General features: G+C 64.7%; 15 protein-coding genes and 1 pseudogene. 2 read left to right on the top strand and 14 right to left on the bottom strand.

Going from position 1 to position 14,571, the window contains the following annotated elements; translation table 11 throughout:
• Positions 1–7: 7 nt before the first annotated feature.
• From C8265_RS17930 to C8265_RS17900, 8 genes and pseudogenes are all read right to left on the bottom strand, one after another.
• Positions 8–442: an NlpC/P60 family protein gene (locus C8265_RS17930; protein WP_108485416.1), complete on the bottom strand. Its 435-nt coding sequence runs from the start codon at positions 440–442 to the stop codon at positions 8–10.
• A complete protein-coding gene (locus C8265_RS17925) occupies positions 439–1,323 on the bottom strand; it encodes a DUF2163 domain-containing protein (protein ID WP_108485415.1) in 885 nt (294 codons plus the stop codon). The genes C8265_RS17930 and C8265_RS17925 overlap by 4 nt, the downstream gene beginning before the upstream one ends.
• A 2,200-nt stretch (positions 1,324–3,523) precedes the next feature.
• Positions 3,524–4,144, bottom strand: a pseudogene (locus C8265_RS19825) (phage distal tail protein, Rcc01695 family); the annotation flags it as partial.
• Positions 4,144–6,309, bottom strand: coding sequence for a phage tail tape measure C-terminal domain-containing protein (locus tag C8265_RS17915; RefSeq protein ID WP_108485413.1), 2,166 nt, complete (start codon positions 6,307–6,309; stop codon positions 4,144–4,146). The gene C8265_RS17915 and the pseudogene C8265_RS19825, both read right to left, overlap by 1 nt.
• On the bottom strand, positions 6,290–6,460 hold the full coding sequence (locus C8265_RS19580; protein ID WP_164512384.1) for a DUF7697 family protein: 171 nt from the start codon (positions 6,458–6,460) through the stop codon (positions 6,290–6,292). The genes C8265_RS17915 and C8265_RS19580 overlap by 20 nt, the downstream gene beginning before the upstream one ends.
• 68 nt (positions 6,461–6,528) lie before the next feature.
• Positions 6,529–6,966: a hypothetical protein gene (locus tag C8265_RS17910; RefSeq protein WP_108485412.1), complete on the bottom strand. Its 438-nt coding sequence runs from the start codon at positions 6,964–6,966 to the stop codon at positions 6,529–6,531.
• Positions 6,966–7,907: a phage tail tube protein gene (locus tag C8265_RS17905; protein ID WP_108485411.1), complete on the bottom strand. Its 942-nt coding sequence runs from the start codon at positions 7,905–7,907 to the stop codon at positions 6,966–6,968. Before C8265_RS17905 ends, C8265_RS17910 begins: the two co-directional genes overlap by 1 nt.
• Positions 7,908–7,931: 24 nt before the next feature.
• Entirely contained in the window at positions 7,932–8,351 is a 420-nt protein-coding gene (locus C8265_RS17900) for an acyl-CoA transferase (RefSeq protein ID WP_108485410.1), read from the bottom strand.
• 90 nt (positions 8,352–8,441) lie between these two features.
• Between C8265_RS17900 and C8265_RS17895 the strand changes: the two genes are divergently transcribed.
• Positions 8,442–8,645, top strand: coding sequence for a hypothetical protein (locus C8265_RS17895; RefSeq protein ID WP_126623202.1), 204 nt, complete (start codon positions 8,442–8,444; stop codon positions 8,643–8,645).
• Between the two features lie 123 nt (positions 8,646–8,768).
• A complete protein-coding gene (locus C8265_RS19335) occupies positions 8,769–9,392 on the top strand; it encodes a hypothetical protein (protein WP_126623201.1) in 624 nt (207 codons plus the stop codon).
• 31 nt (positions 9,393–9,423) lie between these two features.
• On the opposite strand, the gene C8265_RS17885 is transcribed toward C8265_RS19335, so the two are convergent.
• From C8265_RS17885 to C8265_RS17860, 6 genes are all read right to left on the bottom strand, one after another.
• The gene (locus C8265_RS17885; RefSeq protein WP_108485440.1) at positions 9,424–10,053 is read right to left on the bottom strand and encodes a DUF6441 family protein; all 630 of its coding nucleotides are present in this window, start codon (positions 10,051–10,053) and stop codon (positions 9,424–9,426) included.
• 5 nt (positions 10,054–10,058) lie between these two features.
• On the bottom strand, positions 10,059–10,370 hold the full coding sequence (locus tag C8265_RS17880) for a head-tail joining protein (protein ID WP_108485407.1): 312 nt from the start codon (positions 10,368–10,370) through the stop codon (positions 10,059–10,061).
• Entirely contained in the window at positions 10,370–11,383 is a 1,014-nt protein-coding gene (locus C8265_RS17875; protein ID WP_164512383.1) for a major capsid protein, read from the bottom strand. The genes C8265_RS17880 and C8265_RS17875 overlap by 1 nt, the downstream gene beginning before the upstream one ends.
• A 25-nt stretch (positions 11,384–11,408) precedes the next feature.
• Positions 11,409–11,774, bottom strand: coding sequence for a head decoration protein (locus tag C8265_RS17870; protein WP_108485405.1), 366 nt, complete (start codon positions 11,772–11,774; stop codon positions 11,409–11,411).
• Between the two features lie 510 nt (positions 11,775–12,284).
• Positions 12,285–13,325, bottom strand: a complete 1,041-nt coding sequence (locus tag C8265_RS17865) for an IS110 family RNA-guided transposase (RefSeq protein WP_108485404.1) — start codon at positions 13,323–13,325, stop codon at positions 12,285–12,287.
• A 122-nt stretch (positions 13,326–13,447) separates the two neighbouring features.
• Entirely contained in the window at positions 13,448–14,521 is a 1,074-nt protein-coding gene (locus C8265_RS17860; protein WP_108485403.1) for a head maturation protease, ClpP-related, read from the bottom strand.
• Positions 14,522–14,571 lie beyond the last annotated feature (50 nt).

Genomic DNA, 14,571 nt, shown 5'->3' with positions numbered 1-14,571 from the left:
TTGAATCTCAGCGTTGCGGGAACAGGAAGGCGAAGGCGATGCGCCGCCGCCAGGATGGGGTGAGCAGTTCCTCGATCACGCCGAGCCGCTCGTAGGCGTGGAGGAAGCTGTCGGGCGCGGTCAGGATCCCGACATGCTTGGCGATGGCGCGGGGCGTCATGCGGAAGAGCACCAGCGCGCCGGGACCAGCCTCGGCGGGCGACACCTCGATCATCATCCGCCGCGCGCCGTCCGCCAGAACCTCGCGCGGCCCGGTCTCGCCCCAGTCCCGGCTGTATGGCGGGATCGGGAACGGCTCTGGACCCACGACCTCGCGCCAGACGCCCCGGGCGAGCCCGAGGCAATCGCAGCCGACGCCGCGCAGGCTCGCCTGGTCGTGATACGGCGTGCCGAGCCAGGAGCGCGCGACGGCGATGACGCGGGTGGGATCAGCGGAGGTCAAAGCACGCCTCCCTCGTGCCCACCGTCCTTGGTGGCGTAGCGGAGTACGGCGTCCTGGCCGGGGATGTGTGGGAAGCCGCGGAAGTTGGCGGTGTTCGCGAACTTCGCCCCGCAGGTCTCCATGCGCTTGTCGCAGCCCGCGCGGATGGTGAAGGCGTCGCCCTCGGCGATGGCCCGCACCGGCGCTTCGAGCAGGCTCAGCACGGCGATGCCGTCCGTCACGTCATGGCCCAGCACCTCGGTGCGCCGCCCAGCGTTCGCGCCATTGGTCCATTCGAGCGTGCCGAAGGTGAACCAGCCGGAGGCGAAGCCGCCCAGCCCCGAGGCGGTGAAAGCCCGGTCGCGCAGGAGATCGATCACGTCACCGGTGCCCTTGAACGCGGAGTTCTCCAGATCGACCCAGCAACGCGCATCCCCGAGTGCCGCATCGCAAGTCGCCTGAAACGTCCGCCCCACTGTCTGACCCAAGGTATGGGTCAGCGAGCGGACCTCCGCGACGAAGGCGAGCCGTCCACGCCGGATCTGGCCGATGGCACCGCGGCGCATCAGAACCCGCTGGCCGGTGTCGGCCCAGTTCACCCGCCAGACCTCGACCTCGGCATTATCCCAGCACCCGTCGAGGATGTCGGTTTCGGTGATCCGGTCCGAGGTCAGCACGCCCTCGGCATCCTGCGCATCAACGGACAGGTCCGAGCCCGAACGCACCTCGGAAGCCGTCAACCCGCTTTCCGGCTCGAAGTCGGTCCCGTCAAAGCGAAGCGTCAGATCATGGTCGGTGAAACCGAAACTCACGCCATCGGCGCGGAGGATCCGCCAGCACCAGGCAAGTGTCGTGGTGCCCTCAATGAGGTGGGCCTGCAGGTCGGGCGAAAGAGCTTTCATTGGCGTGGCTCCGGAATGGTCATGAGGATCAGGCCGGGATCAGCGTGATGGCGACATCGGCCGCATCGATCACCGGCGTGTAAGAGGCATCATGGGTGACGCTCAGCGCGCCGGAGCCGGTGCTGACCTAGCGGAAGACATGCGGTGTATTGGCTTCCAAGTTGTTGATCGTGATGCTGCCGGAAATACCGCTGGTGCGGGTCGCCCGGATGCCGCGCTCGCCGCCCTGCTGGAAGCAATCGGTCATCGTCAGCCCCGCCACGTCCTCGAAATGCCAGGCATAGTGGTATTGCTGGGTGTGGATGGCTTCGAGCCGGACATTGTCGAGCACCAGATCCTCGATCCAGAACAGCCGGAAGTTCAGGATCCCTGCGGCGTCGATGGTGCCAAGGCCGGTGCCGCCCACGGTCCAATCTTCCAGCGTCAGGCGTTTGACGTGGATGCTGTCAGAGGTGTTGTCGACCTCTGCCAATCGGTCGCGGACATCATCGGCGGTGACGTTTCTGATCACGATATCACTGGAATAGAGGCCCGGGTGGCGGCTGTTGCGACCGATCGACAGAATTCTGTCGATGTCGTCGCAGTCCAGCCCGTCGACAGTCACGTTGCGCGATCCCGGCACGATGCTGATCGCAGTGCCCCGGTAGCCGGTCACGGTGTTGTTCAGAACCTGGATATCTTCGTCCAGCCAGAACTTGTTGTTGCCGATCCGGATTGCATCGGGCCGGTCGCCAAGGTCCGGTGAGAGCAGCAGCCCGTCGTTCGAGATCGTATTGTTGCGGATCACCACCCCCTTGTTCCAGCTGCCATGGGTGTCGAGGCTGGACGAGCTGTCGTTGCGCACCGTGTTGTGCTCGACGATGCAGCCCGCCGTGGTGCTCCAGAGCTCGATGCTGTGGCGGCATTTCTCGATGTCACTGTGCGAGACGATGGTGTTGCGCTCACCACGGCGCAGCGAGACGCCGTAACCTTCACCGGCCGCGATGCTGCCGCCTTGGGCGATGGTCAGACGGGTGATCAGGTTGCCCGCCCCGGTGTCCGAGCGCACCGCCTGGCCGATCCTGCGGTGCGACAGCGCGCGGGCGGGGTCGGTGTCAAAGGCGGCATCGCTGATGCTGCAACCCACGCAGTACCGCGCCCAGATGTACTGATGCTCCCAGGCCTCGGCGGAACTGCCGTCTTCCTGGCCAAGGAACTGCCCGCCCTTGATTGTGGCATTCTCGATCGGGTCAATCTTGACGCAGGCGGCGTTCCAAGAGGTCAGCTTGTTCTTGCCCAGCGGTTCGGCCAGCGTCAGCGTGTTGCCGGAAATTGCCGTGATGCGGTGGATCTCCTCGTTGATCAGGATGTCGCCAAAGTCCTGCCCAGGATCAAGGAGTGCCCCCTGCGTACCGGCAAACTGATTGCCCATCGGCGTCGGAAGCTCGGAGGTCGAGAGATAGACCCAATCGCCGACCGCGAGCCCGCCAGCGTCGATCAGCGTGATCTGCGTCGCGCCCTCCGCCGCGTTGGCCGAGAGCAAGGAACCAACCAGCAGGGTGACCGTCGAGGGATCACTGACCTCGCCGGGATAATCCAGAGGGTTGGAGACCGGCACGCTGATGCTCAGCGGGCGCGACAGGGTCAAGGTGCGCGCGCTGATTGACTCAATGTAGATGATTTCCCGGCTCTCGGCGGGGTGGTAATCCGGCGCGGTCGCATTGGTGCGCACCACGGCAATCGAGCCGGGACCCGCGGTGGCGAGGAAGGTTGTCGTGTCGGCATCATCCTTCAGGGTCAGCTGGGTGTCACCGATGGCGGCCGCGACGCCGACCGAGGGTGGCGAGGCCGATGGCGCTTCCACCACATCGCCCCAGAGATGGAGCTGGCCCCAATAGGTGCTGTCCTTGCCACGCTCGACCACGGTGTCGGCCAGATCCAGCGTCCAGTTGCGCAGCACGGAGCGCGGCGGCGGTTGCATGCGATCGCGCAGATGCATCGCGCCGGTCGGGCTTTCGAGAACAAGCACCGCCCCATCCGGCCGCAGTTCCGGCAGCACAGAGCGCAGGAAAAACTCCAGCGGCACCTCGGCCGGCTGCGTGGCGCTGGTGCCCCAGCCGGTCCAATCCGCCCCGCCTGCCCGCGCACTGTGATCGGTGAACACATCCTCCCAGGTGAAGATTGCCGACTCGGGTTCCGGCAACCGCACCGCAACCGGGATCCGGAGTTCGATCAGCGGGATCGTGGTGATCGAGCCGAGCCGTTCGACGTCGAGGGTGACATCCAGCAAGTCAGTGTCAAACCGCACCGGCACGTCGAACTCAAAACCTGCGGTGATCGCGACGCCTGCCAATGGGGGCGTGACGAACGTGACCATGCCACTCGCGGGGTCGAGCGACCAGCCCGTGGCCGTTTCGACGCCTCCAAGGGCAATCGTCACCGTCCCCGCTACGGGTTTGCTGATAGTGCGGGTCCAGGATTGCGCGCCAGATGTGTAATTCTTCAGCAGTTGAAACACGGTCTGCGTGCCATCGCCGGTGCCGATCACCTGATCGAGGGGCGATGGCGCTCCCGAGGGCTGACAGGATTTGTAATCCGACCAGTCCTTGAACCGGAAGCCGTGCAGGCAGCCGTTCCGCGCCTCGAAAAATGCCACGACCGCCGCCAGATCGTCGGCGCGGCGGATGCCGTAAGCGACATCGTAGCGCCGCCGCGAATTGGCCCAACTGGCGTTGCGCTCCTCGCTGCCCGAGGCCAGCTCAACGATCTGCGTGCGCCGCTCCGGCCCGCCGCGTGCGCCACGACTGATGTCATCGGGAAACCTGATCTCGTGGAAGGACATCACATGCCCCTCCGGCCGAGCGCCACGGCGCGGGCGATATCTGCGGCAACTTGGGTGCGGGATTGCCGGAAGCTTTCGGCATCGCGCGCCATGATGGTGACATTGACAGTGCCACCGCCGCCATAGCTCTGCGCCTCGCGTCGCGACAGCACCCGCTCGCCCCGCTGCAGGATTGCAGGCACCTCGTCGTGGCGCAGACCGGCGACACCGCCGGAATGCATCCGCGGTGCGGCGGCGAAGGCCAGCGCCGGAACCATGCGTGATGGGCCGGAGGAACCGACCATGCCACCCGCATGCAGGATGTTGGCGAAGATCCCGCCCGCACCGCCGAGCGCGCCCGAGAGCGCATTGGCGATCGGGCCAAGGATGAACTTTCGCGCCGCCAGCTTCGCCAGATCGGCAATCAGCGAGGTGACCAGATCGCGGAAGTTCAGCTTGCCGGTCTTCACGAACTCCCCGACGGCGTTTTCCGCAGACTGGAAGGCATTGACCAGGGCCTGCCCGATATCCTTGCCGATATCGCGCGCCTTGTCGGCATAGTCCGACAGGGCGACCGTGACCGCCTGCCAGCCGGTAACGGCCGCTTCGGTATCGGGTTTGGCGGCACCAGCGGCGGCTTTGGCTGCGGTTCCGGCCCTCGTTGCCGCCAGCCCGGCATCACCGAGCGCGGCCTCGAACCGTTCGGCCGCAGCTGTGGCTTCTTCCAGCGCGTCGCTGCCGGTCTCTTCACCGCCCGACATGGCATCCCGCAGGGCCTGCAAGGCCGGGCCGACGCCGTCAAACGCTCCGGCGCGGGTGCTCGCGGCGCGCTGTCGATACCGGTCCGCCATATGTCCGGCGTTGCTGGCCGCATGCTCCAGCATCGAGGCCTGGGACAGAGCACCAAACCAGTCGATCCGGGTCTCGGCCCCGATCTCTTCGGCGACGGCGTTGAAGGTGGGACCGATCTGACCCAGAAACTCCGCCCATTTGCGCGACAGAAAGGCCATCAACCGGGTCCAGATCGCCTCCACATCTGCGCCCATTGCCCTGAAATCATCCGCGAAGGACCCGGCAGTCGCCTTGATGCCATCCCAGACCGCCTTGGCCACGTCGCCCATCAATCCCATGGCGGCGCCAAAGCCCCCGGCGCCGGACACCAGTTTGGTGAACTGATAGACCAGCTCGCCTGCCCCGACGATCAGCGCGCCGATGCCGGTGCGGATCAGCGCGCCGCGCAGAAGGACCAGCGCGGTGGCGAGGCCACGGACCGAGAGCGCCGCTGCCGCCAGTCCGGCGACCCAGCGACCCGCCATGAGGCCTGCAAAGGTGGCGGCGTAGGTAGTCAGACGGCCGATATTGTCGAACAGGCCGCGGATGGCGATGCCGAGCGGGCCCGTGCGGCTGGCAATCGCCGCCATCGCATTGGCGACGGCCTCCAGCGCTGGCGCGGCAGCGACGGCCAGTTGGTTCGACAATCCGCGCCAGATCAGCCCGAGCCGTGAGATTGCGTCATTGGTCCGTTCGATCTGCGCCGCGTCCTGGTCGGAAACCACGACACCGAAGGCCAGGACATCTTCGGTGGCCTGGCGCAGCGTCGCCGTGTCGATCCGCGTGAACACCAGAGCGGCGCGGTCGCCAAAGAGCTGTGAAGCGACGGCGGCACGCTCGGCTTGCGGGATGTATTGCGTCAATGCCTGCTGGATCGCCGCGATCCTTGCATCAAGTGGCAGAGATTGCAGATCCCCGGCCGTTAGCTGCAGGCGACGCAGGGCCGCCACCGCCGGGCCGGTGCCGGAGGCGGCCTGGCTGAGCCGCCGCGTCAATTGGACGGTCGCCTGTTCGACCTGACCCATCGACACACCGGCGAGATCGCCCGCACGCTCAAGCACCTGGATCGAGGCCACCGTGGTGCCAAGGGAAGCCGCGAGCTTGGCCTGCGCATCCACGGTTTGCAGCCCGGAGCGCACCATGGCGACACCGGCGGCGGTGGCAGCGGCAACCGCGGCCGCTCCCGCAACTTTGACCCGACGCGAGAACGCCGCCATCCGGGCATTGGCCGCCTCCATCTCCCGGCTGAGCCGCCCGAAGCCGCGCGACCCGGCCTCGCCGACACCTTCCAGTTCGGCGCGCACCTGGCGCCCGCCGACCGCCGCGAGGCGGACGCTAACCCGTTTTTCCGCCATGGGATTGATCCATCTGTTCGTTGAGTTTGGCGACCATCACCGCCTCGATGACGGGCAGCAGTTCGGCCATAGCCAGAGGAGGGATGCCGAGGGCATCACCAAGTGACAGTGCCGCCGACAGGTCCCAACCGATCACCGCGCCGGGCAGCACGCGCAGTTGCCCGCCGAGACGACCGACGAGGTCCCAGGCCTGCCAGCCCTCATGGGTGAGCGGTCGGTTCAGCCGCGCCGGGCAGTCTGCGCAGACCTCTTGGCAACCCTCGCAGTAGCGCTCGCCCCCGCCGAAGGACCAGTCGGCGAGAGCGCGGAGACGTTTTTTTCCTGTTCCAGCAGCAAGCCCTTCGAGACATAGGTCAGCTGGAACGCCTCGAAGATCGGCCAGACGTCGAGGAGCGCATCGATGGACACGGGGCTTGGATCGATGGGATTGCCGTCGGCGTCCCCGATACCCTCCCAGGCCAGCACCGCCCGCCGCGCCAGCGCCTTGGCGAAGGCCACCGCGCGTTCTTCGTCGCTGGCCACCTCCGGCAGGCTTTCCACCACCGGGTCACTGCGCGTTGCCACCATCAGAGCGGTGGTCAGTGGCCGCAGTTGCACCCGGACTCCCGGCGCGAGATCGTGCCATCTTGGCGCATTGGTCAGATCGAGTGTCAGCATCAATATACCTCAATGTCGTTGATCAGAGTTGCGGTGCACATCCGGCCGAGGGTGCTGTCGCGCGCGGCCTGCCAGTCGAACGTCGCCTGCACGCCCTGTGGCCCGGAAATCTCGATCCGCGGGCGCGGCAGATAGACGGCGTGCACCGTAAAGGTAAAGCTCTCGCCCGAGGCCAGCACATAGGCGAACTCCAACTCGCAGGCCTCGCCGTTGATCGCCTGTGTCACCAGCGTCTGGTCGGCGAACCGCACCTCGATGGAACCAGTCAGCGCAGCAATAGAGGGATCCGCGCCGTCGATCCGCCCATCCGAGCGGATGGTTTCGATCCGGTCAAGGTTGTTGGCATAGGTGATGTCCACCGAGACCACGTTGCCAATCGCCGAGCCATTCCGCATGATCGATCCGTTGAAATGCCCGAAACGCTTCAACCCGAGTTCAGCAGGCGTGCCTGCGCTGGTGGTCGCACCCACGGTCTCGCCCTGCGCCACCAGCCGCGCTGTCGCGGTCAGCAGGCCGGAGCGCTGCATCTGCCAGGTGATCTGATCCAGCACGCACCCAGAATACATCGCATAGCGCGGCACCTCCGGCATGCCGGTCTCGATCGACAGGCTGGGTAGCGTCCAAGACCCGGATTGGAACTCGTGGGTAAACGGCGCTTCCGCGCCGGTCGTGGTTGGATCGCCGAAACCCGCCTTAAGCCAGAACCCGAAGGCCTCGGCGTCGAGCGGCACCACAACATCGCCATCGGCCGTCACCGCGTCCTTGATCGGCGCCAGTGGATCGCGCCCATAGCCCAGCAGTTCGGAATTAAGCAGTGGTTGTTCCGCGCCAAGCGATGTGCTGGCGAAGGGCATCTTCGTGAACCCGCCCACCGGCGGCGTTCCGTAAGTCGTCTCGAACGCAAGCGCCATCTGCGCCCGCGCCCCTTGGGCTCGTGCCATCGTGTTCTCCTGTGGTCGATTGGATCAGGCCAGCGGGTCGGCCGTTGAATAATGCAGCACCACCGGAATGACGGCCGCCTTCAGGCTGGCCGCGCCCTCGACCGGCAGATCGACGGGGCGCGGCGCTTCAGCCTCGACCCAGTCGCAGAGCCCGCCCAGCGTGCGGTCGGCGGCAATCGCCGCGCCGATGCTGGAGGTCAGGGTGTCGAACGTGGCGTCGCGGGCGGTGCCCTGCACGACCGCTTCGATCTCCGCGCGATGCTGGTAGTGGTAGCGCAGCGGTGACAGCGTCACCTCGGGCTCCCCCGGCTCGCCGTCGCGCAGGATCAGCAGGCCATCAGCCGGCACGCGCTCGGGCAGCACCTCACCGCGCAGGGCCGTGGCGGGCAGCGCCGAGAGCCGCGCATGCAGCGCGGCGAGGATGGTTTCGCGAAGGGTGGGCATAGTTTCTCACGCTGGAAGGGTTGAGATCTTGACGACGTCAACGCAAGGTGTTGTTGATCATCAGACACTAAACGCACCGAGGGTCGAGCAATGAATGAACAAGAAATGGAGCTTTGGAAACAGCTTCAGGAAGTTGCAAACAAGGAATACGATGGCCATCTGACCATCTTGAAGTTCACCACAAACTGGCGGATCGGTTTTGTCACACCTGCAGAACGTGAACAAATCGACCAAATGGCCGTAGGTAGTTCGTTCGCTGAAGCTGCACGGAATGCACTTTCCAAATCTAGCTGAGGTGTTTCCTTTCCGCACTCATACAGGCCGCCGAGGAAGCTTGGCGGTCTATGAGCTATCGTCAAGAAGCGAATCCTTCCATCCAATTCGCCACGATCAAGCACGGTAAAGCGAGGCTGTAATTTGAAAGCGAAAACACTACAAAATGCTTCCTTCTGGACAGCTCTCATTTTCTTTCAGGCTGTTTCAGGCCCTGCTGCTGCCGAACCAATATCCATAAAGGGTATTGACTGGAGCATGTCCACAACTGAAATACTTGCAGCCTTGGAGAGCGATGGCCTTACCTGCTTGCGTCGCCCCACATGGAATACTTTGACGCCAAATTCGGCTGACGCCGGCGAACCTACCAAGTACTTCTGCATTGATACCGATACTCCGGTCGAGACCGAAAGAAGCCTCGACCATGCCTTCGAAAGTTGGCGCGCGGAATGTCAACTCGACCGGAGCTCCTGCTGGAGCGGCGGCGATTCGTTTAAGAACCAACTTGAAAGGCTTCTTCGCGTTACCGTACACGATGATGACCGTGTCATTCTTGACTGTTCTTATACAAATTCTTGCGGATTTGGTCCGAATGATATTTTACACGAGCTTCAAAGGCGCGTTCATCCGGGACCGTGGGAAAAGCCTACTGAGGACAGCTTCATTATTTGCACGACTGGACCAATCAACGAAGCTCTATGTGTGCATTGGCACTCGAAAGCTATTTTGCTTTTCAAACAGCCAATCACTTCTCGAATGGATTTCTGAATCCAGTAGCAAGTCAAGCTGAGGTCCATTTTTACTTTCTGGCCGCCACCCAGTTGGCCACGATCAGTCCCGGTACGCTTTCCAACGCCCGGTCTGCATCTCGTGCCAGGTCCAGCCGCTTCGGCAGCTTCACCTGCGGCACCAGCAGGAAGATCGGGGCGGTGACCTTGCCGCGCCCGGTCTTCGAGCGCGACACCACCGCCTGGCCCTTCGTGTTCAGCCGCCCTTCCGCCACCAGCAGGCTCGGGCCCGTGCGCCGATAGACGAAGCGCAGGCGCAGGCCACGGCGGCGCTCCCATTCGCCGGGCGTGATCCGGCCGCCGCGCAGGGACTTGCCCGCCGCGGGCAGCGGGATCGCCAGCCAGAAGCCGTCTTTGGAGCGGATCAGCGGGCCGGTGTCATGCGCGCCGACGATGACCGGAGCCTTGGACCAGACCAGCGCTGCCGCGTCTAGGCTCTCGCCCGACCTCGGGAAGTTCTGGCTCCGGATCGAATTGGCGAGCCGGGGGCCGAGCCCCGCGCCGGTGATCTGCAACCGCCACGCCGACTTCAACCCGGTGCCGGCCCCGCGCATGGCGGCCGAGACCGCGCGTTCCCCCGCCGCGACCTCGGCCGCCATCATGGCTACGATGTCGGGATCGATGTCGAGCTTCAGTTTCATTGCGGTCACGCCGGGCGCAGGTCGACGGTCCAGACCAGCCGCTCGCGGTCACGGACGGGCTCGCCCTGAATGAGGAAGGCGTCCCCATCGATCTCGATCCTATCGCCGGGACGCGGGTTCGCCACCTCGGCGACGCGCAGGTCGATCCGCGTGGTCTCGGACCAGAGCCGCGCATCGCCGAAGTCGGTGACCGCATCGGCACGCCGGGCGACGACGCGCACCAGCATGGGCGCACCGCCGTCGGAGGTGTAGCTGGCCTCTCGCCCGATGTTCGGGTCGGCGAACAGCAGCTCGACGGCCGCCGCAAAGGCAGACATCACGTCCGCCTGGCGCTGCGCAGCACCTGCGGCCGGGTGCAGATCGGCAGCGGGTTGCTTTCGATTTCCAGCCGCACCCATTCGTCGCGATCCCTGTCGGGGATGGTCCGGGCGTAGAGCGGCAGGCCAAGGGTGTTCACCGTCTCGAAGGTGTCGGCCGGGGCATGGTAGATCTCAAAGAGGCCCTCCACTCCTTCGGGATAGAAGTAGGCCTTGTCGGTCGGAATGCCGAAGCCTGCCCCGCCCCTGTAGCGGCGGAAGGTGATGCCGCCAAAGCTGACCTCGTCGGCCACCCTGCCCCGCAGATCAGCGGCAGCTGCTGTGTTGAGGTAGGTCTCGCGCACCTCCTTATGGGCAATGAGGTCGGCAAAAAAGGCCGAGCCGCATTCAGCGCGGACCTGCACGGCCCCGGCGGCGAGCCCGCCCATGCTGTCTTCGACGCTTTCGATCAGCGCCTGGCAGCGTTTGCGCAGCGCGCCCGAGCCCGGGGTCGCGTTGTCGAGATCAAAGTCGATCTCGGTGGCGGGTGAGATGCCGAACTCGGTGAAGTAGTTGATCACCGTGGCGTTGTCCCTGGGATCCTTCACGAGCCCCTGAATGCCGTTCAGCAGATGATATTCGAATGTCGCCTCGGCATCCTGACGCAGACGACCGAGCTTGCGGGCGACCTCGCTTTGGACCTGCTGGGTCGCGCTTTCCGAGCCGAAGTCGCGAATGCCCTGGATTTCCGAGGCCCAGAGCACGTCCTGCTTCTTGAACTGGCGGCAGACGAAGGCGCGCATGTCGCGCCGTTCAGGCACCTGTTGCTCGGCCGCCGAGCCGCGTTCGGAGAACGGGATCAGCGACAGTGTGCCATCCCGGCTCTCGATTACGACGGTGCGCGCGCGCACGCCGCGCGGCGAGAACAGGCTGGCGCCCGACAGGATCGCTGGCTTGAAAGGGATGTTTTCCAGCGCGCGGGTGAGTTCGATGATGGTGAAGGCATCGCCTTCGAAGATGTCCATGGTGGCCATGGGAATGCCTCCTATGAGGGTTTGATCAGCGGACGAGGATGCCGACCGCCAGCAGCGCGGCATGGGCGGCGGTGATCTCGCCTTCGCTGGGCGTGCCTGCGAAGATCAGATCGTGGCGGTTGACGATGGCGGGGCCGCGAACCAGTGCAACGGCTGGCACGTCGCCGCCCGTGGCGTCAGCCTTGCCCCAGAGCACCGCGACGGCGGTTTCCGTGCCATCGACGGCGGCGGCATCATGGGCGGCGTATTTGCCAGAGGCGGTGATCTTGCCCAGCACGGCGCCGGGATCGAGCGCGCCGGAAGCAACGGTGATGGTTTCGCGGGTGTAGTCGCGGAACGCTTCCCAGACGAGGAAGCCTCCGGGATGGGTGGTCTCGGTGATAGTCGTCACAGGATTATCCTTCTGTAGTGGGGCGATTGTGTTCAAGAGGGAGATTTCAATGAGAAAGGTCCCGTCTGGGCGTGCCGCAGCGGGGTTGGGCGGATCTCGCCAGCAGAGAGCGGGTCGGATCGAACGGGGGCGACGCGAGGGGCGTTCAGCGCGGAGACGCCAATTCATCTCGGCGCTGAACGCCCCGGATCGCGTGGCACCAATGTCAGTCGGGTTGGCTGTGTCGTAAGACCGTGCTTGCGTCGACTTCCTCGAGGGCGCTCCCATGCCGGCATCATGCTTCTGTCCGCGGTCAGCGCATCGGCTGCCTTCATTATGCCAAGTCCAAGAGCAGTTCCCGCGTGCCAATCTTTCAGGCGTCCTCAGATCGTCATGATCCGGCGACCAGGATAACCACGGCATCATCGGGGACCGCGTCCCGGCAAGGGACCTCGGTGAGCCTGCACCCTCAGGCGCGGTCGATCTCTCCTTCTCGTTCAAGCCTCATTTGCGGAATGCCTGATACGGGGGTCATGCGACTGCTGCCCGCATGGCATCGGCCCGCTTGAAGCAGAATTGCGTGCCATCACGCCACATGCGGTGCAGCACCACGCCGATACGGCGCGCCAATGCAACCGTTGCCCGCTTCTTTCCGCGGGATTTGGCGACATTCCATGCCCTGGCGGTCAGCCAGCTGGCCCTGCCTCGGTTCAACATCACTGTCGCGGCACGGTAGAGGGCAGTTCGCAAGCCAACATCACCGGCCTTCGTGATCTGGCCGAGGATATCTCGCTCTCCCGATTGATCACGTTTCGGGGTCAGCCCAGCCCAGGGTCCGACCTCTTTCGAGGATCGGAAACGGTCTGGATCATCGATTGAGGATTTGACAGTCAGCACCACAAGTGCGCCCACGCCGGGCATGGTCATGAGCAGCCGACACACCGGGTCTATTTTCGCGTAGCCGCGCAACAGCTTTTCCAGCTTGGCTAGTTCTTTGCGAAGTTCCCGGCGGGCGGTCAGAATCGATGTGACCGCGGCTTCCAGCATGGGATTGCCGTCAACGAGCTCGCGCACGCGATCCTCATACCGGCCTTTCGAAATCTTCCCGATCTTCAGTCCGAAATTGCGCAGAATGCCCCGCATCGAGAGTTCGATGTTCAGCATGGCCTGCTGTACCGCCTTACGGGATGACAGCAGCGCGCGCGTTTCCTGCGCCGAAACGGATTTGCAATGGACGGGCCGAAACCAGCCCATGTGCAAAAGCCGGGCAATGCCCTCCGCATCACGCCGATCTGTCTTGTTGGGCATCGCTTTCAAGGCGCCCTTAACCTGACGCGTTTCCATCAGAACGGCGTCAAAGCCGGCGTCGACCAGAGCCCGATGCAGCCATTGTGACAGGGGACCGGCCTCCAGGCCCACACCTATTACTCGACCGGGCAGATCATGTAGAACCCTCACCAGTTCCTCGGGTTCGCTGGCGGCCGTGGTCTCCTTGATTACCTTCCCATGCGCGGAAACCGCGCAGATGGCCGTGCTTGCCAGCGAGACGTCCAATCCGATATGCAAATCCATGTCGTTGCCCTTTCTTTGCCAAGAGAGTTTGGGGCGCGCCCACCGGCCCGACCCCGTCGACACGTGAGAGACGTGCCAAGGGCAACGACACTTCAAAACATCCCGTATCGCAAAGCATAACGTCAGTGATTCGTGCCGCGCCCCACTACGGCATCTTTCAGCTTGAAGGTGCGGGCAACAATCTCGCCCCAAGGGCGCGCCGCTGAGCTGCGGCCCGGTTGCGCGTGATGCCCGGCAATCTCGGGTTCGGCTTCGGCTTTGGCGGCGAGCAGAGCGATGCGGACCTCATCCAGGTTGGTGTCCTGTTCGAGGAACCGCCCGGCCATCTGGACCTGGCCCGCAAGGCGACAAAGATCGACGATGGCGCGGGCGTGGGCGATCCCGGAAACACGAGTAGCTTCTGGATCGGGCGGTGCGCCACCCGGAGTCGGGGTCGAATTCGCAGGGCTGGGCATGTCGTCGATCTCAACATGCCCTTCAGGCTCGACAGTCGCATCGCCGGGGCTCTCGTCCACGGCATCTCCAGCCGTCTCGCCATCCTCTTCCGAGGTTCTGCCCGGCTTTGGCTCCGGGCCTGCGTCATCCTCCTCGCCTGCGACTTCCACCGCTTCGATCAGGTCGGGCGGCGCGTTGCGGAACCGGCCGATGTCGAACCGCGCGGCCATCCGGACCGGTTCCGCCAGCCGGTCTGCAAAGCCCGCCGCCACCGCCTCGGCTGCATCGAACCAGGTCTCGGCCGCCATCAACGCGGCAACCTCGTCGTCGGGTTTACCGGTTTTGGCGGCATATCCTCGCACGAGGCTGCCCGCGATCTTGTCCAGTGCCTCGGCCATGGCGCGCATATCGCCTGCCGTGCCCACCGCCAGTCCTGACGGGTCATGGATCATCAGGAAGGCATTTTCCGGCATGACGATCTCGTCGCCCGCCATGGCGATGTAGGACGCGGCCGAGGCGGCAATGCCATCAATCCAGACCGTGATCGGGCCCGCGTGCCGTTTCAGCGCATTGTAGATCGCCACGGCATCGAACACTGATCCGCCGGGACTGTTCAGCCGCAGATCAACCGGCGCTCCCTCGGGCAGCGCGCCGAGCTCGGCAAGGAAGCCTTTCGCCGAGACTCCATAGGCACCGATCTCGTCATAGATCGCCACTTCCGCGCCCGTTCCCCGGGCGCGGATCGCATACCAGCTTGTCATATTGTCACTCCTGTTCGGTGGCGGGATCGGTGGAGGCGGATCCGTCGCCC

It is taken from the genome of Oceaniglobus ichthyenteri (assembly GCF_003057885.1).
Taxonomy (GTDB): domain Bacteria; phylum Pseudomonadota; class Alphaproteobacteria; order Rhodobacterales; family Rhodobacteraceae; genus Oceaniglobus; species Oceaniglobus ichthyenteri.
Note: the sequence above shows the minus strand (reverse complement) of the source record. Positions and strands in the feature narration are given on the sequence as shown.

What these genes read in the sequence shown, in the direction of transcription:
- C8265_RS17885 (WP_108485440.1), bottom strand. Translation starts at nt 10,053, where the DNA reads ATGAAACTGAAGCTCGACATCGATCCCGACATCGTAGCCATGATGGCG.
- C8265_RS17875 (WP_164512383.1), bottom strand. Translation starts at nt 11,383, where the DNA reads ATGGCCACCATGGACATCTTCGAAGGCGATGCCTTCACCATCATCGAA.
- C8265_RS17880 (WP_108485407.1), bottom strand. Translation starts at nt 10,370, where the DNA reads ATGTCTGCCTTTGCGGCGGCCGTCGAGCTGCTGTTCGCCGACCCGAAC.
- C8265_RS17925 (WP_108485415.1), bottom strand. Translation starts at nt 1,323, where the DNA reads ATGAAAGCTCTTTCGCCCGACCTGCAGGCCCACCTCATTGAGGGCACC.
- C8265_RS17905 (WP_108485411.1), bottom strand. Translation starts at nt 7,907, where the DNA reads ATGGCACGAGCCCAAGGGGCGCGGGCGCAGATGGCGCTTGCGTTCGAG.
- C8265_RS17865 (WP_108485404.1), bottom strand. Translation starts at nt 13,325, where the DNA reads ATGGATTTGCATATCGGATTGGACGTCTCGCTGGCAAGCACGGCCATC.
- C8265_RS17900 (WP_108485410.1), bottom strand. Translation starts at nt 8,351, where the DNA reads ATGCCCACCCTTCGCGAAACCATCCTCGCCGCGCTGCATGCGCGGCTC.
- C8265_RS17860 (WP_108485403.1), bottom strand. Translation starts at nt 14,521, where the DNA reads ATGACAAGCTGGTATGCGATCCGCGCCCGGGGAACGGGCGCGGAAGTG.
- C8265_RS17895 (WP_126623202.1), top strand. Translation starts at nt 8,442, where the DNA reads ATGAATGAACAAGAAATGGAGCTTTGGAAACAGCTTCAGGAAGTTGCA.
- C8265_RS17915 (WP_108485413.1), bottom strand. Translation starts at nt 6,309, where the DNA reads ATGGCGGAAAAACGGGTTAGCGTCCGCCTCGCGGCGGTCGGCGGGCGC.
- C8265_RS17910 (WP_108485412.1), bottom strand. Translation starts at nt 6,966, where the DNA reads ATGCTGACACTCGATCTGACCAATGCGCCAAGATGGCACGATCTCGCG.